This is a genomic window from Oerskovia jenensis (genome assembly GCF_016907235.1).
Lineage (GTDB): Bacteria > Actinomycetota > Actinomycetes > Actinomycetales > Cellulomonadaceae > Oerskovia > Oerskovia jenensis.
The window spans coordinates 1,173,587-1,194,871 of the sequence record NZ_JAFBBO010000001.1 but is presented as its reverse complement, the minus strand read 5'-3'; the positions used below and the strand labels follow the sequence as shown (position 1 = coordinate 1,194,871).

Sequence of the window (21,285 nt, the reverse complement as noted above, 5' to 3'; positions counted from 1 at the left end):
AGAGCTGTTGGTCGGGGTCGTGCGCCGTTCGGCGGGGGCAGCGCGCGCCGCCCCCGCCGAACGGACCGGGTGCTACAGGTCCGCCACCCGGATGTCACGGAACTCGATGAGGTCCGCGTTCCCGTGGTTCTGCAGCCCGATGAACCCACGGTCGAACTGGCGCAGGTCCGTCGGCGGGTCGCCCGCACGCGAGGACTCCTGGCCCGGCGTGTTCTCGAACTCGTTGATGACCACGCCGTTGCGGATGATCGTGTACTTCTGCCCGACCACCCGGATCTCGTACTCGTTCCACTCGCCCTTCGGGGTGAGCCCGGCGTCGTCACGACCGACGGGGTCGAAGTTGTAGACCGAGCCCGTCTTCTGCGGCTCGCCCGTCGGGCCGTCGTAGATCTGGATCTCGTGGCCGCACGAGATCGCCACCCACGCCGGGGACTGTCCTTCGGCGCACTCGGCGTCGCCAGGTGCCGTCGGGTCGGGGAACCGCGTGAAGACGCCGCTGTTCGCGAACGCGGTCCCCTGCGAGACGTCGCGGAAGAGCAGCTTCACGGAGAAGTCACCCAGCTCCTCCGCCTCGTACCAGAGCATCCCGAGCCCGCCGGACGACCGGAGCGACCCGTCGGCCTGCAGGTCGAACTTCCCGCCCGGCAGCTGGACCCAGTCGAACAGCGACTTCTCGGTGCCGTCGAAGATCGTGCGGTACCCGCCGGGCTCGACGCCGATCTGCGAGCGCGCGGCAGCGTTGACGAGCGCCTGACGCTCCTTGCCCGAGATGCGGCTGTCGTCGACCAGGCCCTTCGCCACGGCCTTGACGTGCCGCAGGAACTGGTTGTGGTTCTTCCACTCCTTCTCGTCCTGGAACAGGTCGTTGATCGTGCAGCCGCCCAGGTCGGCGTTCGCCACGCCCGAGTCGACGTCACCGAAGAACACCGTCTTGCGGTCGTCCGGGATCGTGCACGTGGTGCTCGCGTCGGCCGTGGCGGTGGCGGTGGTGCCGTCGGCGTAGGTGACCGTGAGCGTCGCCTCGTGAGAGCCGACCCGTGCGTAGGTGTGCCGCGGGTTCGCCTCGCGCGAGGTGGTGCCGTCGCCGAACTCCCAGTGGTAGGACACGCCACCGGAGCGCTCGCCGGAGAAGGCGATCGTGAGCGGGTCTCCCTGGACGCTCGTCCCCGACGCGGTCACGGCCGGGGTGGGAGCCCCACCCTGATAGGTGACGCGCACGAGCTTCTGGTTCGGGTCGAGGCTGAAGAAGCCACCGGCGTAGTCGAGCAGGTACAGCGCGCCGTCGGGACCGAACTTCGCGTCCATCCAGCTCTGCACCAGGTCGTCCCCGCGACCGCCCGGGATGATGTGGCGCAGGTCCTCCATGAACGCAGGGGCACCCTGCTCGCCCACGGTCTCCGGGTCGACCGTCACCGCGGTGCGGTTGTTCGGGTTCGACTGGTCACCGAGCAACCACTTGCCCTCCCAGTACGAGGGCCACGCGACGTCGCTCTTCGGGTCGACCTGCGAGGTCCGGTAGGTCGGGCCGGACATGACGGCCTGACCGCCGCCCCGCAGCCACGGGATCGTGTAGGTCGCCTCGTCGTCGACGTAGGTCGGGATGCCGCCCTCGCCCTCCGGGAAGACCGGCCCGCCGCCGCTCGGGGAGTACCAGATCATGTTGTCGCGTGCCGGCGGGATGTCCACGAGGCCGGTGTTGCGCGGCGACGTGTTCTTGAGGTTGTCGCAGTCGTACCAGCCGGCGAGCACGCTCGCGTCCTCGTTGCTCCGGTCGCGGTACGGCTGACCGTTCCCCATGCAGTAGGGCCAGCCCTGGTTGCCGGCGGACGTGATGATCGTCGCCGTCTCGTACTTCGCGGGGCCGAGCTCGGGGTCGGGCAGGGTCGCGTCCGGTCCGACCCAGGCGGCCGTCAGCCAGTCGGTGTCGGGGTCGATCTGCAGGCGCGAGATGTTGCGCACGCCCATGACGTAGATCTCGGGCCTGGTCTTGTCCGCCGGGTACTCGCCCGCGGGGAAGAGGTTGCCCTCGGGGACCGTGTAGGTGCCGTCGTCCTCGGGATGGATCCGCAGGATCTTGCCGTTGAGGTCGTTCGTGCTGCCCGACGTGCGGCGCGCGTCCTGGAAGCTGATGCCCCCGAACTCCTGGGTCCAGTTGTTCCCGGAGTAGCCGCCCGAGCCCCCGGACGAGTTGCTGTCGCCCGAGCCGACGTAGAGGTTGCCCGCGTCGTCGAACGCCATGCCACCGCCCGCATGGCAGCAGCTGTGGATCTGCGTGTCCCACGCGAGCAGGTCGACACGGGTGTTCTGGTCGATGCTCGGCCCCTTGGGGTCGTAGGTGAACCGCGAGACGGTGCGCTGACCGACCCTGCTCTCACGGTCGATCGACTCGTGCGGCATCCAGTAGACGTAGATCCACCTGTTCTGGGCGAAGTCCGGGTCGGGGACGATGCCGAGCAGACCCTCCTCGTTCTTCACGAGCTCGCTGCCGCTGCCCCGGTTGCCCATGACGTCGAGCGTCGTGAGGAGGCTCACGGCGCCGGTGTCGGGGTCCCACTCGTGGATCGTGCCGCAGCCGAGGCCCACGTCGGGGTTCTCCCAGCTCACGACCGGTCCGCTCGGGCACGCCCCGCGCCCGACGTAGAAGACCGTGCCGTCAGGGGCGATCGTCAGACCGTGCGGCTCGCCGACCTGGTCGAGCGTGCCGGGCGTGTTCGGGGCCGTGATGCGCTCGACGCGGTAGTTCGAGGCGATCGTCGCCTGGCAGTCGCCCCGCACGACGCCGGTCGTCCACTGCAGCGCACCGAGCAGGTGCTCGCGGAAGGATGCGTCGGCCCAGCTCCCCGCGGTGCCGCCCATGCCGGTGAAGAACGACCGGCCGCCGTCGTAGTCGCGGCACCAGGACACGGGTTCGAACGGAGACGTCGTCGGTCCTGCGCCCGGTCCGGGCTCGAGCTGTGCGAGCGTGTGCACCTGGCCGGCGGGGTTGTCGGACCAGCCCAGCCACTTGTCCTCGCGGTCCCACGTGAGAGGCAGGGAAGCCGTGGCGGGGTGCTGGCGGTCGACGAGGTCGACCGTGCGCTGCTCGACGGGGAGCTCGGGTTCCGGCTGCTCGACGGCGTCGGGCCCGAAGAGCGAGATCTCCGCCAGCTGGGTGGAGCTCTCGCCCCGGTTCTGCGTGATCCTCAGGCGGTACCAGCCGTAGGCGGTGCCGCTCTCGACGTCGAAGTCCCGACCCTGGAAGCGCTGCGGGAAGTCCTCGTCGTCCCGCGCGTCGACGTCCTGCCACGTCTGCCCGTCGGTGGAGCCCTGCAGCGTCCACGACCTCGGGTCACGACCGTCGAAGTCGTTGGCCGACGTCAGCGTGTAGCGCGCCAGGGCGACCGGCTCGTCGAGCCGCAGCGTGATCGTCGCCGCGGTCTCGAACGCCAGCCACTTGGTGCCGGGGTCGCCGTCGACCAGGTTCCCGACGTCCTCGTTCGGCGGGTTGTCGGCGCTCGCGGTGACCTCGGCGATGTCCTCGGGGTCGGGCTGTGCGCCGGCGATGCGCGTACCGACGAGTCCCGTGAACCACTGCGAGGCCGCGTGGGCGCGCGCCGCGTCGCGCACGCCGAGGAAGCCACCGCCGGCGTTGACGTAGTCCTTGAGCGCCGCCTCCTGAGCAGCGCTGAACTCGGTGCCCTCGGCGGACAGGAAGACCACGCCGCGGTACTCACCGAGCGCGGCCGGGCTGAACACGGCGGGGTCGGACGACGCGACGACCTCGAACCCGTGCTCGGTGCCGAGCTGGGTGAAGGCCTGGGTAGCCTCGACGACCGGGTCGTCCTGCACGTCCGGGGCTCCGTGGAACACGAGGACACGGACAGGGGCCGTCCCGGCGGGGGCCGCCTGGGCAGGAGCCGCCTGTACGGGGGAGGCCTGGACCGTCGACGCCGGAACCCCGGTGATGGGATCCACCTGGGCGGAGGCGGGGACCATGGTCGCACCAGCGACGAGCGCGAGGCTCGTGAGCCCGACGGCCAGGGTTCGCAGGGCTCGCGGCCGGGATCGGCCTCTGGTGGTGGGGGATGTTGCTCGTCTCGAAAGCACTCTCCAACTCCTTCGTCATCGGTGCGGTGCGCCTGGGGGACCCGGGCGCCGAGCGGTGGTGGTTCGGGGGAGAAGCGGCGGGCCGGTAGCAGGTGGACAGCGCTTCGGGTCAGCCGGGCTGCTGGGTCGCCGGACCTCAGTGACCGGCGTGACCCGCCGGACCTGTGGGGCCTGCGGGAGCTGCGGGGTCTGCGGGGTCTGCGGGGGCCGCTGGCGCGTTCGGGGCGCTCGTGTGCCCCCCGTGCCCCCGGAACCGGTCGATCGACTCCTGCGCGCCCGGCGGCATGCTGCCGTCCGCGTTGCGGACCAGGAAGATCCCGGCCATCCCGCCGTCGGCATGGAACTGCACGTGGCAGTGGTACATCCAGGCTCCCGGACCGACCCCCAGCCCGGCGACGACCTGGAAGCCGAACGAGTCACCGGGGTTGAGGTCGCGGTTGTCGACCACCTGGCTGGGGTCGTCCCTGCCCTGGAGCAGTCCGGTCCGGCTGTTGGCCCAGCGGTGCGCGTGCAGGTGGAACGTGTGGAAGGTGTTGCCGTGGCCGATGCAGATGAACTCGACCCGTTCGCCGTGCTTCGCCTCGAACATCGGGGTGTCGGGCGCGGCCAGGTTGTTGATGAGCATGTCGTTGAAGACCACCGTGAACTGCTTCTGGGGAAGCACGTCTCCCACCCGGCGGACGACGAGCGCACCGTAGAGCCCTGCGGCCACGCCGGGCGTCCCGTGCTCTCCCCACGCGTGGTCGTGGTAGTGCCAGTAGCCCGCGCTCCCGGGCATCCAGATGCCGCGGTCCCGGGCCATGGGCACGGTCGACCAGACGTAGGTGCGTGTCTCGCCGGGTTCGTTGAACGAGTCGTTGAACGGGCTCCCGTCACTGTTCACGTCGTAGTTGACGCCGTGCGGGTGGATGGACAGGCGCTGGTCGGTCGTGTTCACGAGCGTGATCTCGAGCGTCTCGCCCTCCCACATCTCGAGGACCGGACCGGGGACGGTCGCGGCGCCCGGTGCGAGCCCGTAGCCGACCAGGCCGTCCGTGATGCGTTCGGCGTACATCGTGATCCGCCGCACGGTCGCGCTCGGCGTGGCTGCGGCTGCCGGAGCGGCCGCAGCCACGCCGCCGCCCGGGCCGAGCACGTACGCGGCGACCGGCGCCGCTGCGAGGACGCCTGCTCCGAGGAGCAGGGAACGCCTGGACAGGGGGTTCGCGGGCAGGAGCTCGGTCGTCGGGTCGCTCATGGATGTCCTTCCGGACGCGGACGGCGAGTCCGTGCGGCGCGACAGCGCGCCGCGGCGCGTCACGCCACGTCTCTCGGTCGACGGACCCCGGGGCAGCGGCCCCGGAGCGGGGTGTCGGTCCCGCATGCGCGACAGGCCGCGCTCGCCGGACGTCAGCGACAGGGGTGCACACCGATCGATCGGTGGGAACCCGTGTCACGGGGCGAGGTCGGTGGCCACGGGTGGCCGAGCCGGTGCACGCGACGATGCGTGCGCGCCGACCGTCGGTCCGGGTCTCCGACCTGCCCCGAGCAGGAGATCCGGGTCCCCCGGTGATTTCCAGGAGCAACTGTCAATCATCAGAACGCACGGTTCGGCCTATGTCAACAGATAGACGAAAGTTCTGTCGTCAACACACAAAAGGTGCTCTCTAAGTGGCAGACTTCGAATTGTGTCGCGACAATACGCGCGTGGTGGGAGCCATTGTCCGGCCGGTCGGGGGCGCTCCGCCCTCGGGTCGCCACGACGCGTGGCCCCCTGCCCGACGGCGCCGGCCCACCCGAGCGCGAGGCTCACCGAGGGGCCGGCTCCGCAGCGGAGCCTGCTGCCCGGGCCCCTCCGAGCCGGGCCCGCTGTCCGGGACCGTCGAACCGAGCCCGCTGCCCCGAAGCGTCAGGCCGCGGCCAGCTCGCCGCGACGGGCGGGGGACCAGCGGCTCGTGAGGTCTCCGAGCGCTCGGGTCAGCGCGGCGTTGAAGGCGTCCGGGGCGTCCAGGTTCACGTCGTGGCCGGCCCGCGGCACGACCACGAGCGCGGTGCCCGGGACCGTGTCGAGGTAGCGCTTCTCGTCGAGGCGCAGGTGGTCACGCTGCCCGTTGATGAGCCACACGGGCACCTTCGCGGAGCTCAGGTCGGCGCGCGACGAGCGGCCCGCGAGCTCGTGCAGCATGTCGGTCACGACCTGCCACGCGGGCCGGCCGGGGAGCCGCGGGTCCGCGAACGTCCCGGCGCCCGTGAGCTGGGCCGAGGCCCGTGCGCCACCGGGCAGCGAGCGCCCGGCCCGCAGCACGTCCTGCACACGGCCCAGGGTGCGGCGGGTCGCGGTGCCCGCAGCGTCGACGAGGGCGGCGGCCTCGCGGAACAGCGCGACGGGCTTCCCGCGCGGGTCGGCGCTGCACGCGCACGCCACGACCCCGGCCAGCCGCTCGGGGTGGCTCGCCGCGTACGCGAGCGAGGTGTACCCGCCGAGCGACATGCCCACCACGACGACCGGGACGTCGTCGGGGAAGGACGAGACGGCGTCGTCCAGGATCTCGAAGGCTCGATCGAGCGTGAACCGCTCGCCGCTGCGCTCGCCGTGCCCCGGCAGGTCGACCGCGACCGCGAGGTGCCCCGCGTCGCGCACGTGGGCGAGCTGACGACCCCAGATCGCGTTCGACGTGCGCACCCCGTGCACGAACACGACGGCGGCAGGAGCCCCCGCCGCGGAAGCCTGCGCAAGGCTCGGGAGGAGGTCGATCGACGGGGCGGACGGGACGGCGGTGGCCCGGAGGACGGGCTGGCTGTTACGCATCTCTTCGGATGCTGCCAGGGGCACCTGGGAGCACTGCGAAAGCCCGGCGGGTCTCGCGTGAACGTCCTGTGCGGGACTCGGGGACGGTCGGCCACCGAGGGGTGCCCTGACGAGAGAGGTACCGCTGGGCCCTGCCTGCGGCGGCGCGGCGGACGTAGCGTCGGCTGTGGGACGTCGACGAAGCGGCGCGCGTGAGGCGACGCCCGTCGCGACCGCGACCGGCACGACATCACAGGAGGCACACATGGAGACACGGACGCTCGGACGAGGGCTCGAGGTCTCGGCCCTCGGGCTGGGATGCATGGGCATGAGCCAGAGCTACGGACCCAACCCGGGTGACCGCGACGAGATGATCGCGGTGCTGCGCGGGGCGGTCGAGCGCGGTGTCACGTTCTTCGACACCGCCGAGGTGTACGGCCCGTACGTCAACGAGGAGCTCGTGGGCGAGGCGCTCGAACCCCTGCGCGACCAGGTGGTCCTCGCGACGAAGTTCGGCTTCGACATCCGCGACGGGAGGTCGATCGGCGTGGACAGCCGCCCCGAGCAGATCCGTCGCGTCGCCGACGCGTCGCTCCAGCGGCTGCGCACGGACCGGATCGACCTTTTCTACCAGCACCGGGTGGACCCGGGCGTGCCCATCGAGGACGTCGCGGGCGCGGTCGCCGAGCTCGTCGCCGAGGGCAAGGTGGCCCACTTCGGGCTCTCCGAGGCGGGGGCCGGGACGATCCGCCGGGCCCACGCGGTCCATCCCGTGACCGCGCTGCAGAGCGAGTACTCGCTGTGGACCCGGGAGATCGAGCGCGAGATCCTGCCGACCCTCGACGAGCTCGGGATCTCGCTCGTGCCGTTCAGCCCGCTCGGCAAAGGGTTCCTCACGGGCACCGTGGACGCCTCGACCGAGTTCACCGACGGCGACGTCCGGACGCTCATCCCGCGCTTCACCGAGGAGAACCGGGCCGCGAACCAGGCGCTCGTCGACCTCGTCACCGAGGTCGCGGCAGTCCACCGGGCGACTCCCGCCCAGGTCGCCCTCGCCTGGCTGCTCGCCCAGCGGCCGGACCTCGTCCCGATCCCGGGCACCCGGAGGCTGCCCCGCATCGAGGAGAACCTCGGTGCGACCACGCTCGACCTCACCGCGGCCGACCTCACGTCCCTCGGGGAGGCTGCGGCGCGCCTCGGGGTCGCCGGGGCCCGCTACAACGAGGCCATGCAGAGGATGACCGGCCTCTGACGTGTGGTGCCAGCGCTCGCCCGGGGAGCACCCGGGCGAGGGCCATGCGGGGGACGGGCGGCGCCGTCGGGTCAGCCGACCACCTGGTCGAGGACCAGTGCGGCGCCGATCAGGAGCATCGCGACGCCCGAGAGCCGCGTGACGACCTGCGACGCGCCCGGCCGGGAACGCAGGACGTGGCGGGCCCCGAAGGCCACGAGGAGGTAGACCACCGCACAGCCCACCATGTGCACCGCGCCCAGCACGGCGATCTGCGCGCCGACCGGCCAGCGACCCGCGGGGTCGGTGAACTGCGGCAGCAGCGCCAGGAACAGCAGCAGGACCTTGGGGTTGAGCCCGCTCGTCCCGAGGCCCTTCGCGGCCTGACGCACCCACGACCCGGCGACGTCGTCCCCCGCCGTGACGGGTCCGCCCGGACGGACGAGCGTCGTCACGCCGAGCCACCCGATGTACGCCGCGCCCACCAGCGTCAGGACCGTGAGCAGGGCGGGGGAGCGGGACACCAGGACGCCGACCCCCGCCGCGACCACGAGCGCCGTGGCGAGGTGCCCGGCGAGCATCCCGCCCACCGCGGGCAGGACGGACCGGTGCCGCAGGCCGGCCGTGATCGCGTACGCCCAGTCGGCGCCGGGCGTCACGACGAAGAGCAGCGACACCAGCCAGAACGTGGCGATCGTGGCGACGGACATGGTTCCTCCCGAGCGTGGGCGCCGACGTCCGGCGCGAGAGAAACGTTAGGTCGGAACCGGCCAAAGGTGCTTCCAACTTCTTGCCCTCGATCGAGTCCGGGTGGAAGGATCTTGCGCATGGACGACATCGACCGGCAGATCCTTGCCGAGCTGCAGCAGGACGGCCGCCTCACGCTGACCGAGCTCGCCGAACGGGTCCGCCTCAGCGTCTCGCCGTGCCACCGGCGGCTCCGCGCGCTCGAACGCTCCGGGGTCGTCAGCGGCTACCGCGCGCATCTCGACGCGGCCTCGGTCGGGCTGACCTTCGAGGCGCTCCTCTTCGTGACCATGCAGTCGGCGACCCGGGACACGCTCGAGGCGTTCGAGACCGCGGTCGTCGAGGTTCCGAACGTCCTGCAGGCCCAGCGGCTCTTCGGGGACCCCGACTACCTGCTGCGCGTCGTGGCGAGCGACCTCCAGGGTTTCCAGGTGCTCTACGACGAGCGGCTCTCGACCCTGCCCGGCGTGATGCGCCTGAGCTCGACCCTCGTCATGAAGAGCGTCGTCGAGGACCGACCTCTGCCGCTCTAGCAGAGCGCGGCGCCGCAGACCGTCGGCCCAGCCCCGGTGGACGGGCGCCCGGACGCGTCCACCCGGGCGAGCGCCGCCGTCGGGCCCGCCCTGCCGGGCCGCGACGCGCGCCCTCACTATCCTGAGACCGTGCGCATCGACCTCCACACCCACTCCACGGCGTCCGACGGGACCGATGCTCCGGCGCGCGTCGTGGCGGACGCAGCCGCCGCAGGGCTCGACGTCGTCGCCCTGACCGACCACGACACGACGGCCGGCTGGGCCGACGCCGCGCGAGCGGCCACCCGCAACGGCATCGCGCTGGTGCGGGGCGCAGAGATCTCGGCCCGCGCCGGGCACGTCTCGGTGCACCTCCTGAGCTACCTGCACGACCCCACCCACCCCGACCTCCTGGCCGAGACCGAGCGCACGCGCGAGGACCGCATCTCGCGCGCGCGGCGCATGGTCGAGCGGATCGGCGAGGACTACCCGCTCACGTGGGAAGATGTCCTGTCGCAGACGCAGGAGGGGACCACGATCGGGCGGCCGCACATCGCGGACGCCCTGGTGGCCACCGGCCAGGTCAGCGACCGCTCGGCGGCATTCGCCACGATCCTGCACCCCGGCACCGGTTACTACGTGCCGCACTACGCACCCGACGTCCTGGACGCCGTGCGCGCCGTGCGCGCGGCGGGCGGCGTGCCCGTCTTCGCCCACCCGGGCGCCGACGGACGAGGACGCGTGGTGCCGGACGTGGTCATCGAGCAGATGGCCGACGCAGGACTGCTGGGGCTCGAGGTGCACCACCGCGACCACAGCGCACAGCAAGTTGCCCGCCTCGAGGACATCGCCCACACCCTGGGCCTGCTCGTGACGGGTTCGAGCGACTACCACGGGGCCGGCAAACCGAACCGGCTCGGCGAGAACACGACAGCACCACGAGTGCTGGAGACGATCGAGGAGCTAGGCACGTTGGACGTGATCCGATGACGGCGCGGGCGGTGGTGTCGTGAACGACATCATGGACCTGCGCCTCTTCACCGAGGTGTTCATCACGCTGTTCGTGATCATGGACCCTCCCGGGACGGTCCCCATCTTCCTGGGACTGACCAGCGCCATGGGCGCCAAGCAACGCAACCAGGCAGCCCGGACGGCGATCCTCGTCGCGTTCGGCGTGATCGTGTCGTTCGCGGTCTTCGGCCAGCAGATCCTCAACTACATGGGCATCTCGCTCCCGGCGCTCAAGGCGTCCGGCGGCCTGCTGCTCCTGCTGGTCGCGATGGAGCTGCTGACAGGCAAGATGGAGGAGCCGACGCCGTCGGGCAACAAGGGCGTCAACGTCGCCCTCGTCCCGCTCGGCACCCCGCTCCTGGCCGGGCCCGGTGCGATCGTCGCGACCATGGTCTTCGTCCAGCGCGCCGACGGGTCCGCCGCGGACTGGGTCGCGATCGCGGCCGGCGTCGTCGCCGTGCACCTCACGCTGTTCCTGGCGATGCGCTTCGCGAACGTCATCCACCGCGTCCTGGGCGACTCGGGCACGATCCTCGTGACCCGCATCGCGGGCCTGCTCCTCGCGGCCATCGCGGTGCAGCTCGTCGCGGACGCCGTCACGGCGTTCGTGCAGATGGCGAACTAGCCGCCTCTCGTCGACACGCCCGCGAGACCACCCGGTCTCGCGGGCGTCGTCATGCCCGACGACGTCGCTCCCCGAGGTGCGGGCGCTGCGGACCCGCGTGGGGGGCGTGGGGCATCTGGGGGTAATGTCCCCTCTCACGTCGGCGAGTGCGCCGGGTCGGGGCGGGTTCGTCGGGTTGCCCGCCCGGTAGAGGGGGACAGGAACATGGACGACGACGTCGTGGGAGCGGCTGACGAGGCGGCCGCCTGGCTCGACGCCTGGGGCGATCGGACCGACTACGAGGCGATGGGCGTCCCGGAGCTCGCGCGGGCCTATGTCGAGCACCTCGTCGACCTGAGAGGTGACCGGGCCGCGCGGCTGAGAGCCCTGGATGCCATCGGCGTGCACGACGAGGTGTTCTCACGGCTCGAGCAACCGAAGGGCAGGGGGAGTGGATGCTCGACACGCTCGCGCGATTCCATCCGCGTGAAGGGCGAGACATGGAGGAGACATGATCGAGATCGACCCAGAGGTGGACGCTGCGTACATCACGCTGCAGCCCATCGCTGAAGGGGCCGCGGTACGGCAGATCGTCGTGGAGGACGCGCGACTGTCGGGGGAGGTCGTCCTCGACCTCGACGCGGACGGGCGCCTGGTGGGAATCGAGCTCATCGGCTACCGGAGCTTGCTGGACGGCGCAGGCGACTGATCTGACCAGGCTCTCGGCCGACCGCGCCGTCGGCGCGGAGCGCACGCCGGGACGGGAGGGCTGCCGGTTCGCCGGATGCGTCCCGTGAGACCAGTATGAACAAAACGACCGTAACGTCAGATATGTGACATAGCCTCCTCACACTCGAACCGGCTTCCCGCCAGTGAGAGGGCCTGCCCGCAGGGGGCGTGGTCTGGGGTGGCTTCCGGCGTGCGCCGGAGCCCCGGCGTGTGGAGCACTGGCCGTGGCCTTTCTCGTGTCCTTCTCTGGAGTGCCCGGTGCGTGGCGGGCGGGTGTCGCGACCACGGCCGGGCTCGTCGCGGTGGCCGTCGGTTCGGTGGGCCTGCCGGCGGCGGCCGCCGAACCGGCTGCTCCGGCAGCCGCTGCGGCGCCCGCTGCGGCGCCCGTTCCCCGCACCGCGCCGGACGGCGCCTCGGCCATGGTGAACGCTCGCCTGGCGGACGACCGGGTCGAGGACCTGTCGCAGCGCACCGAGTCCTCGTCGACGTTCGCGCTGCCCGACGGCACCTGGCAGACCGCGATGTCGCTGTCTCCCGTGTGGGTCCGCACGGGTGGTGACGGGACCACGGAGGACGACTGGGCTCCGCTCGACGCAGACCTGCGCGATTCGCAGGACGGGCTGCTGCGCCCCGTCGCGCACCCGGGGGCCGTGACGCTCTCGGGTGGCGGCGCCCCGGACGCCGAGGGCGACTCGGTCGTCGCGACCCTGACCGACCCCGTGACCGGCGTGACCAGCGAGCTCACCTACCCAGGAGACCTGCCCAAGCCCACGATCAGCGGCCCGCGCGCGACCTACGTGGGCGTCGGGCCCGGGATCGACATGGTCGTCGACGTGACGGGCAGCGGGGTCGAGCAGTTCTTCGTCCTGCACGAGGCCCCCGCCGACCCGGCGGCCCTCGGGCTCCCGGTCGGGCTCTCGGCCGAGGGAGCGACGGCCGCGGAGGGCGCCGAGGGCATCGTGGACCTGACGACGCCGAGCGGCGAGGTGGCCGCGACGGTCGCCGACCCGCTCATGTGGGACGCGACGTACGACGAGCAGCTCGCCCACCCGGTGACCGAGAAGTGGTCGATCGAGGACGAGGCGCCGCTGTGGGCCGGGGCGCTCGCCGAGCTCGAAGCGCTCGAGAAGGAGGAGCCGGACGCCGAGGCCGACACTGACTCCGGTGAGTCCGAGCAGAAGGCCGCGCCCGCCGACCTGGGTGTCGTCGCCGAGGTGCCGACGACGGTCACTACGCAGGACTCCGCGGCGCAGCTCACGCTGACCCCCGGAGCAGAGTTCCTCGCGAGTGAGGACGTCGTCTACCCCGTGGTCATCGACCCCGCGGTCAACCTGGCGCTGCCCTGGGACACCCGGGTGCAGACCGATGCGACCCTCGAGCAGTCCAACGACGTCGAGCTCCGTGTCGGCACGTGGAACGGCACCGTGGTCGCGCGCTCGTTCATGAACGTGAACACGGGTGCCATCAAGGGCAAGAAGATCACCGCGGCCTCGCTCAACCTGTGGATGTTCCACTCGTACTCGTGCACCCCGCGTTCGTGGGAGGTGTGGTCCACGGGGCTCGCCGACGGCACGACGGTCTGGACCAAGCAGCCCGCCTGGGGCACCAAGTACGCGACCTCGACGGTGACCAAGGGCCACTCGACGCCGTGCGCCGACGGGTGGGCCGAGGTCGACATCAAGAACCTCGCCCAGGCGTGGGCGGACAACGCGCCCGTCGTGCAGGGCCTAGGTCTGCGCTCGACGTCGGAGACGGACAAGCTCGGCTGGAAGCGGTTCAACTCGACCAACGCCGCCACGGGCAAGCCGACGATCGTGGTCACCTACGGCGGCCAGCCCGACACCCCGTCGCACGCCTACCTCGGTGGCGGGCAGTTCCAGTGGTACCGCGACCCCGCAGGGACCAAGCACCTCTACATGAAGACGGCCAAGCCCACGCTGTCGGCCAAGGTGACCGACCCCGACGGCGGGCAGGTCACCGGGCGCTTCAGCATGCTCTCGGGCACGACGCCCGTGTGGGACAAGGTCGCCGGGACCACCGTCGCGTCCGGCGCGAAGTCCGTCTTCACGCCCTCAGCGAGCACCCCGGCGCTCACCGAGGGCGGGACGTACACGCAACAGGTCTGGGCCGACGACGGCACACAGCTCTCCCGGGTGATGCAGCCCTGGACGTTCGTCGTCGACACGACGGCCCCCGCGAAGCCGGCGCTCACCGCGAGCGGCTACACCGACGGGCAGTGGAAGGACGCCGTCCCGGCAGAGAACACGTTCACCTTCTCCACGACCGCGACCGACGTGCCCTCCTTCGAGTACTCGCTCGACGGCGGCGCCTGGACGCAGGTCGCGGCATCGGGCGCGACCCCGACCGCGACGCTCGCGTGGAACCCCACGAGCGGCGGGCACACGTTCGCCGTGCGCGCGATCGACAAGGCCGGCTGGGCCTCGCCCGTGAGCACGTTCAGCTTCGGCGCGGGAGGCGTGGCACTCGCAGCCCCGTCGTCGGGCCTGAAGTCGACCGACGCCTTCCAGGTCAAGGCGAGCGCACCGCCTGCGGGCGGGGGGACGGTCACCCCGTCGATCTGGTGGCGAGTTGCCGGGAGCGCTGAGCCGACGGACTTCGACCCGGCCAAGGGCTCGACCACGGGCTGGACCAAGGCCAAGGACCTGCCCGCCATCGCCGCGGGCGCCGAGGCGGCCGTGAAGACCGACTGGTCCGCCGCGTCCGCCGCGAAGAGCATCGGCAAGGACCGTGTGCCGCTCTTGCTCGACACGCAGGTCTGCTTCACCTACTCCGCGACCGGAGCAGTGCGCTGCACCTGGACCAACGACCCCGCGGGACGCTCGAGCGTGGTCCGCGTGCCGCACGCGTTCGGCGACAGCTACCCGACGGCCGAGGCCGGTCCCGGCCAGGTAGCCCTGTGGACCGGTGAGTTCAACACCTCGGCGACCGACGTCTCGGTCCCCGGGTACGTGGGCGACCTCTCGCTCTCGCGCACCTACTCGTCGCAGGCAGGCACCGACGACACCTCGGTCTTCGGCCCTGGGTGGCGAGCCTCGTTCGACGGCACGGACATCGGCATCGCGGGCTTCGAGGTCGTGGACGGCACCGACGTCGACGGCACCGTCTCGCTCGTCGACGGCGAGGGAGGCGCCATGGTGTTCCGCCAGCCGGGCGGCACGCAGGTCGCGATGAAGATCGGTGAGTACACGCCCGCCGACGAGGACACCACCACGAGCGGCGCCAAGCTGGCGCTGGCCGGCGCCGGGTCGTCCGCGACCCTCACGTTCACGCAGGACGACGGGACCGTCACGACGTTCACGTTCTCCGACGCGGTGGGCGGCAAGCGGATCTGGCTGCCGACCTCGGTCACCGAGCCGGGCGCGGCCGGGAAGACGACGTTCACGCGGGACGCCGCGACCAAGAACATCACGCGCATCCTCGCGCCCGTGCCGCCCGGGGTCTCGTGCCCAGCGACGGGCCCGCTCAACCCCGGCTGCCGGGCCATCTCGATCTCCTACGGCACGACGACGGCGGGCCCCGAGGTCGCGGGTCAGGTCAAGTCCGTGAGCTACGAGGCGTTCAACCCGGACAAGGCCGGGGGAGCGGGCATGGACTCCGTGGTCGTCGCGACCTACGCGTACGACGCCGCCAAGCGCCTCGCGAAGGTGAACGACCCGCGCAACGGGCTGAGTGCCGCATACGAGTACGCGGGTACCTCGACCTCGGGCCAGCCTCTCCTGACCAAGGTCACACCGTCTGGGCTCGCGCCGATCACGCTCGCCTACGGGACCTCCTCGCAGGACACCTCGGCGCTGCTCACCGTGGACCGGGCACCGGCCACGGCCGGTGGCAACGCGACGCGTCTGGCCCGGTTCGTCTACGGGATCGACCCGGGTGCGACGAACACCGCGCTGCCCGCGCTCAAGGCCGCCGACGTGGCGGCCTGGGGGCAGCCCAAGGCGCCGACGTACGGTGCGGCCGTGTTCTCGGCCGACCGCCAGCAGGTCGCGGGGTCTTCGCCAGGTGACGTCGCGGCCGCCGACTGGCCGTTCGCCGACCTGCAGTACACCGACGCCGACGGCCGCGTGGTCAACACCGCTGCGCACGGTGCCGGGGACTGGCAGGTCACCGCCGACCGCTTCGACGCGGGCGGCCGGGTGATCCACCAGCTCGACCAGCGCGCCACGGCGCAGCTGCGGTCGATCGCGACCACGGGCGCCCCCTCGGCCGCGGTGGTCGACTCGTACGCGACCATCACGCGCTACAACGCCGACATCACGGCGCCCGCCGCGATCACGCACGACGGCGGCACCATCGCCGCGGGTACGGTCCTCACCCCGGCGGGCACTCTCGTGACCGACGTGTGGGAGCCCGCGCGCGAGACCAACAACGGGTTGGTGCGCAAGCACACGCGCACTGATTACGACGAGGGCGCGCCCAACTCCGGCGTCAACCCCAAGACCGGCCTGGCTTACCGCCTGCCCACCACCACGACCGTGACCGAGGCCAGTGACCTCACGGGATCCGCCGACGTCACCGTCCCGGTCGCGACCGGCGAGCCGGTCGTGTCGCAGGCCAGCGCAGGGTACGACGCGATCGACGGCAAGCCCACGACCGACCCGACCTCGGGCTGGTACCTCGGGCAGGCCACGCGCGCGACGACCGTCATGGGCGCCGGGGTGGCGGACATCGTCGCGAGCACCCGGTACGACGCCGAGGGCAAGGTCGTCGAGGCCCGCCGACCCGGTTCGAACGGGAGCGACACGGGCACGAAGCTCTCGGGCTACTACACGGCAGGAGCGCAGACCGGCGTGTTCGCTGCGTGCGGCGCCAAGCCCGAGTGGGCAGGGCTCCCGTGCGCGACGCGCACCGCGGAGAGCGCCACGACGCTGCCAGTCGAGAGCACGACCCGCTACTCGATGTACCTCGCGGTGCGCGAGGCCGTCGAGACGCACGGTGGAGCGACACGCACCTCGACCACGGAGTACGACGCCGCAGGTCGCCCTACCCTCGCCCGCACCGCGGCGACGGGGCTGGCCGGTTCGACGCCCGTCGCGGACACCCGCACGGTTTACGATCCGGCCACGGGCCTCGCCTCTGCGGTGGCGTCGCTCGACGCCGCGGGCAACGAGACCGCGCGCATCGAGACCGGGTACGACAGGTGGGGTCGCGGCACGACCTACAAGGCCGCGGACGGCGCCACGACGACCACGACGTTCGACGCCGCGGGGCGCGTGGCCACGGTCGCGGACCCGCTCCGCACCGTCCAGTACGGCTACGACTCGGACACCGAGCACCGGGGCTTCCCGACGTCGGTCACGATCCCCGGGACCGGGACCTTCACGGCGACATACGACGCGACCGGCTCGATGGTCAGCCAGTCCCTCCTGGGTCGCGCCACGCAGCGCGTGACGTACGACCGGGCCGGTGAGGTCACGGGGCTCGACTACACCTCGCCCGTGGGGAGCGCCGAGGTCTCGCTCCTGTCCTGGGACCTCGTGTCGGACGTCCTGGGGCGGACCACGAGCACGACGAGCACCGCGCCGTCGGGCCGCGAGCGGGTGCAGAAGTACGCCTTCGACCGCGCCGAGCGGCTCGTCGGGGTCGAGGACACGTCGGACGCGACCTGCACGACCCGGACCTACGGTTTCGACGAGCGCGGCAACCGCCTGAACCAGACCAGCGCGACGCGTGGCGCGGCCTGCGACTCGCCAACCACCGCGACGACGACCAAGACCTGGGCGTTCGACCGGGCCGACCGTGTCCAGTCGGGCGCGACCGTCAACGGCGCCGCGTCGGGGACGGGGTACGTCTACGACCAGCTCGGTCGCCAGACCAACATGCCCGCAGTCGACTCCCCGCAGGGAGTGGGCGCTGGTGACCTGACGGTCGGCTACTACGACACCGACGCCGCGAGGTCCCTGACCCAGAACGGGCAGACGACCACGTACGCGCTCGACCCCGCGGGTCGGCGGGCGACCGCCACCACGACGGGCACCGGGGCGGGCACGCTGGTGCGGCACTACACCGACACGTCCGACAACCCCGGGTACGCGGTCAAGACCACAGGCACGGGTACGCCGGTCACGACCTGGTTCGGGGCGTCGCTCGGCGGTGACCTGGGGGTCGAGATCACCGGGGATGTCGCCTCCTTGACGCTCGCGGACCCGTTGGGGTCGGTCGCGACGCAGGTCGCGATCCCGGCTGCCGGGCAGGCACTGCAGATCGGCTCCGTGGGCGCCTACGACGAGTACGGCAACGTGCTCGCGAACGTGAACCAGACCGGGGCCGTGAACTACGGTTGGCTCGGTGCCAAGGAGCGAGCTCTCGACTCCACTGGGCTGACCCTCATGGGGGCCCGGCTCTACAACCCGGGCAGCGGGCTCTTCACGAGCGTCGACCCGGTCGAGGGTGGCAACACCACCGCCTACGCCTACCCGCAAGACCCAATTTCTAAGAATGACATTTCTGGACTCCGGAGCGGCAAGCAGCGCTCATCGCCCCGCGCCTACACCGACGCAGAAGCAAAAGCGGCAGCGCTTAAGGCCGCGGGGGTTGGGAGCTACAGCCGCTCAGACTATGCCGCTTACAAGCAAAAGAAGAAGTACAATGACAAAATCTCAGGATCGGCCAACGTCCAAAAGCGGGCCGAAAGAGGTAAGAGTCAGAGTTCAGGGGGCTCACGAGGGAAGAATGGACCCAAAACCACCCTGCAGTTCCGCGGCGGCGGCTTCGGCAGCGGGCGAGGCGGCGCGGGCGGATTGGGAGGTTTGGGGGCTGGCGGCGGCGCGCGCAACTTGTTCCGGTAACTACTCTCGAGCGGACGCAAACCATGCATGACAATTATGAGCTCAATCTTTTCCCAAGTCTACATTTCACGATGGCCATGCCCGATGGGCCCGACAGCAAAGATCTGCCCATGTTGCTTGAGCGGCTCGCGGCGGAGCTTCGCAAACTCGCACCCCCCCTCTTGAGCGTCGTTGCTATTACATATGAATTGACTTGGGGTGACGATGATGAACTTCAGCCTAGCTTTACCGTAGTCATCGACAACCCTGACGGAGGAAAGCGCTGATACGCGGGCCCGCATTATGGCGGTTCGCACGGATGAGTCGGAGTGATCACCCACTTCCTGGACTGACTCGGGTCGGCTCTTGACATGTTCCGCTTTCTCGAGGGGGGACTTCCAGTGCACTCTGGCGATGGCTCGTGTCGACTCCCGCGGCGTTCGTGGTGCTGACGCAATGCTCTGCTGGCCTTCGTGAACTGCGCGCATCCGACGATTGACGACAGGAGACATGCGTGAGGTACCGCGTCTACACCTGCTTGACGACGGTGATCACCACCAACCGCGCCGAGGCGAACGTTCTCCCGGCCGGTGCGGCGGTGTTCACGACATCTCGCGCCGAGGCGCGTCGCCTCATGCACGCATCTGGCCTGCGCGGAAAGCCAGAGGCCGGGCGGCCTTTCGAGCTGGCGATCCAGCACCCCGACGTCGTGGTGTGGCAAACCGTGGACCAGGCGGAACGATCGCCTGACGAGTGGAACGTCGGGATCACGGTGGCGGAGTACGTCGAGAGAGGCGGCATATGAAGGCGCCTTCTTCGAGGAGTCTCGCCGGGTCGAGGCGTCGCTCGCCTCCGTCGAGATCTGGGGCCCGGCCTCTCGCCTGCCGGCCATCGTGAGACCGATTCCACCCGATTCGTTACCTCATCGAGACGGCTGACCCGCGTCGCCGCACCCCTGGTCGCCCCTAGGGTGGACGTCAGGAGCGGGCGAGCCTTCTCCGGTCATGAGTTACGAAGGAGTGCTGATGAACTCGCCAGGTCGCCGTCGACCCGCCGCCCTCACCGCGGGGGTCCTCGCCACGATCCTTGCCGCGACGCTGCTCACGGCCTGCACGGCCGAGGAGAGCGCGGTCCCGTCGCTCGGCCTGGGACTCGTCCCCGTGCCGAGCGACGTGAGCGTCGGCGAGGGCGAGGGATTCGCCCTCACCGCGGACTCGACGATCGCCCTGGTCACCCCCGAGGTCATGGCGCCCGAGGTCTACGGCGTGGGCGAGGAGCTCGCCGAGTACCTGGGCACCGCGACGGGCTTCGAGCTGCCGCTGGGCCCGGCCGTCGACGGCGCGGCGGGCGAGATCCGGCTGGAGCTCGTCCCGGATGCCGAGGTCGCCTGGGACCGGAACGGTGCGCTCGACGACCCGGCGGTCGACGCGTACGAGCTCACGGTCGACGAGGACCAGGTCGTCCTGAAGGCGGCCGCGCCCCCCGGCCTGTTCCGCGGCGTCCAGACGCTGCGCCAGCTCTTCCCGCCGGAGATCGAGTCGACCACCGTCCAGGATGCACCCGCGAGCGGCTGGACCGCCCCGGCCGTCACGATCACCGACGCGCCCCGCTTCGCCTACCGGGGTGCGATGCTCGACGTGGCCCGCCGCTTCTACCCGGTCGAGTCCGTCAAGCGCTTCATCGACCACGCGTCGACCTACAAGCTCAACGCGCTCCACCTGCACCTCACGGACGACCAGGGCTGGCGCATCGCCGTCGACGCCCTGCCCCAGCTCACCGAGATCGGCTCCACGACCCAGGAGTGGTGGGAGCCGGGCAGCGGCGAGGGCGAGCGCTGGTACTACACCGCCGAGGAGTACGCGGAGATCGTCGCCTACGCGGGCGAGAAGTTCATGACGGTCGTCCCGGAGATCGACGGCCCCGGCCACACGCTCGCGGCCCAGGCGTCGCTCGGTTCGCTGACGTGCGACGGCGTGCCCACGGCGCAGTACTGGGGGCCTGAGGTCAACAATCCCGTGGTCTGCTCGAGCGACGAGAACATGGGCAACGTCCAAGCGTTCCTCCAGACCGTCCTCGCGTCCGTCGCGGGGCAGAACCCCGGACCGTACCTGCACCTGGGCGGCGACGAGGCACCGAGCCCTCCCGGCTGGTACGAGAACTACGCCGAGGCCGCGAACGAGATCGCGACCGGTCACGGCAAGACCGTGATCGGCTGGCACCAGTGGGGCGCGGCCGAGGCGCTGCCGCCGGGCACGCTCATCCAGTACTGGGGCGTGGGGGAGCGGCTGCGCCCGATCATCGGCGGCGAGGCGACCAACGCCGACCTGGTCGACGTGCAGGACGCCCTCGGCCTGGGCGCGCGGCTCATCATGTCGCCGGCGGACCGCACCTACCTCGACATGAAGTACGACCAGGACACCCCGTACGGCCTGGAGTGGGCCGCGCAGATCACGCTCGAGGAGGCGTACGACTGGGACCCCGCGACCGAGCTCACCTCGCCGGACGGGAAGAGTGCCCTGGCCGACGAGTCCGACATGGCCGGCGTCGAGGTCCTGCTCTGGTCGGACCGCTCCTACCCGGACAGCCTCGCGGGCCCGCCGTCCGGACCCGAGGTGTTCGTGCCCGTCGACCAGTACGCCGACTTCATGCTCTTCCCGCGCCTGCCCGCGACGGCCGAGGTCGCGTGGTCCGACCAGGCCGACCGCAGCTACCCGGACTTCCGCGACCGGCTCGTCCAGGTGTCCCCACGCTGGACCGCGGCGGGCATCGGGTGGAACGAGGTCTCGGACGTCGACTGGACCCCGTGAGGA

At 71.2% G+C, this 21,285-nt stretch carries 13 protein-coding genes; 9 read left to right on the top strand and 4 right to left on the bottom strand.

What is annotated here, in order from left to right; translation table 11 throughout:
• Window positions 1-72: 72 nt before the first annotated feature.
• The 3 genes from JOD49_RS05400 to JOD49_RS05390 form a co-directional block, all read right to left on the bottom strand.
• On the bottom strand, window positions 73-3,975 hold the full coding sequence (locus tag JOD49_RS05400) for a ThuA domain-containing protein (protein WP_205306284.1): 3,903 nt from the start codon (window positions 3,973-3,975) through the stop codon (window positions 73-75).
• 247 nt (window positions 3,976-4,222) lie between these two features.
• On the bottom strand, window positions 4,223-5,323 hold the full coding sequence (locus tag JOD49_RS05395) for a multicopper oxidase domain-containing protein (RefSeq protein WP_205306283.1): 1,101 nt from the start codon (window positions 5,321-5,323) through the stop codon (window positions 4,223-4,225).
• 651 nt (window positions 5,324-5,974) lie between these two features.
• Window positions 5,975-6,874: an alpha/beta fold hydrolase gene (locus JOD49_RS05390; protein WP_205306282.1), complete on the bottom strand. Its 900-nt coding sequence runs from the start codon at window positions 6,872-6,874 to the stop codon at window positions 5,975-5,977.
• 244 nt (window positions 6,875-7,118) lie between these two features.
• Between JOD49_RS05390 and JOD49_RS05385 the strand changes: the two genes are divergently transcribed.
• Window positions 7,119-8,105, top strand: a complete 987-nt coding sequence (locus tag JOD49_RS05385; RefSeq protein WP_205306281.1) for an aldo/keto reductase — start codon at window positions 7,119-7,121, stop codon at window positions 8,103-8,105.
• Window positions 8,106-8,176: 71 nt separating this feature from the next.
• Here the strand turns inward: JOD49_RS05385 and JOD49_RS05380 are convergent, their stop codons facing one another.
• Entirely contained in the window at window positions 8,177-8,794 is a 618-nt protein-coding gene (locus JOD49_RS05380) for a LysE family translocator (protein WP_205306280.1), read from the bottom strand.
• Between the two features lie 117 nt (window positions 8,795-8,911).
• Here JOD49_RS05380 and JOD49_RS05375 point away from each other — a divergent pair, with 117 nt between their 5' ends.
• The 8 genes from JOD49_RS05375 to JOD49_RS05340 all read left to right on the top strand — a co-directional run bounded on the left by JOD49_RS05375 (window position 8,912) and on the right by JOD49_RS05340 (window position 21,282).
• Window positions 8,912-9,364 carry an Lrp/AsnC family transcriptional regulator gene (locus JOD49_RS05375; RefSeq protein WP_205306279.1) on the top strand — a complete coding sequence of 151 codons (453 nt, stop codon included), beginning with the start codon at window positions 8,912-8,914 and terminating at the stop codon, window positions 9,362-9,364.
• Window positions 9,365-9,493: 129 nt separating this feature from the next.
• Window positions 9,494-10,333, top strand: coding sequence for a PHP domain-containing protein (locus JOD49_RS05370; protein ID WP_205306278.1), 840 nt, complete (start codon window positions 9,494-9,496; stop codon window positions 10,331-10,333).
• A gap of 19 nt (window positions 10,334-10,352) precedes the next feature.
• On the top strand, window positions 10,353-10,979 hold the full coding sequence (locus tag JOD49_RS05365; RefSeq protein ID WP_191789373.1) for a MarC family protein: 627 nt from the start codon (window positions 10,353-10,355) through the stop codon (window positions 10,977-10,979).
• A 490-nt stretch (window positions 10,980-11,469) separates the two neighbouring features.
• The gene (locus JOD49_RS05360; protein WP_205306277.1) at window positions 11,470-11,667 is read left to right on the top strand and encodes a DUF2283 domain-containing protein; all 198 of its coding nucleotides are present in this window, start codon (window positions 11,470-11,472) and stop codon (window positions 11,665-11,667) included.
• Window positions 11,668-11,911: 244 nt separating this feature from the next.
• A complete protein-coding gene (locus tag JOD49_RS05355; RefSeq protein WP_205306276.1) occupies window positions 11,912-18,496 on the top strand; it encodes a DNRLRE domain-containing protein in 6,585 nt (2,194 codons plus the stop codon).
• 71 nt (window positions 18,497-18,567) lie between these two features.
• The gene (locus JOD49_RS05350; protein ID WP_205306275.1) at window positions 18,568-18,762 is read left to right on the top strand and encodes a hypothetical protein; all 195 of its coding nucleotides are present in this window, start codon (window positions 18,568-18,570) and stop codon (window positions 18,760-18,762) included.
• 227 nt (window positions 18,763-18,989) lie between these two features.
• Complete coding sequence (locus JOD49_RS05345; protein WP_205306274.1) at window positions 18,990-19,280, top strand: hypothetical protein; 291 nt, start codon at window positions 18,990-18,992, stop codon at window positions 19,278-19,280.
• Between the two features lie 220 nt (window positions 19,281-19,500).
• Entirely contained in the window at window positions 19,501-21,282 is a 1,782-nt protein-coding gene (locus JOD49_RS05340) for a beta-N-acetylhexosaminidase (protein WP_205306273.1), read from the top strand.
• The last annotated feature ends 3 nt before the right edge of the window (window positions 21,283-21,285 follow it).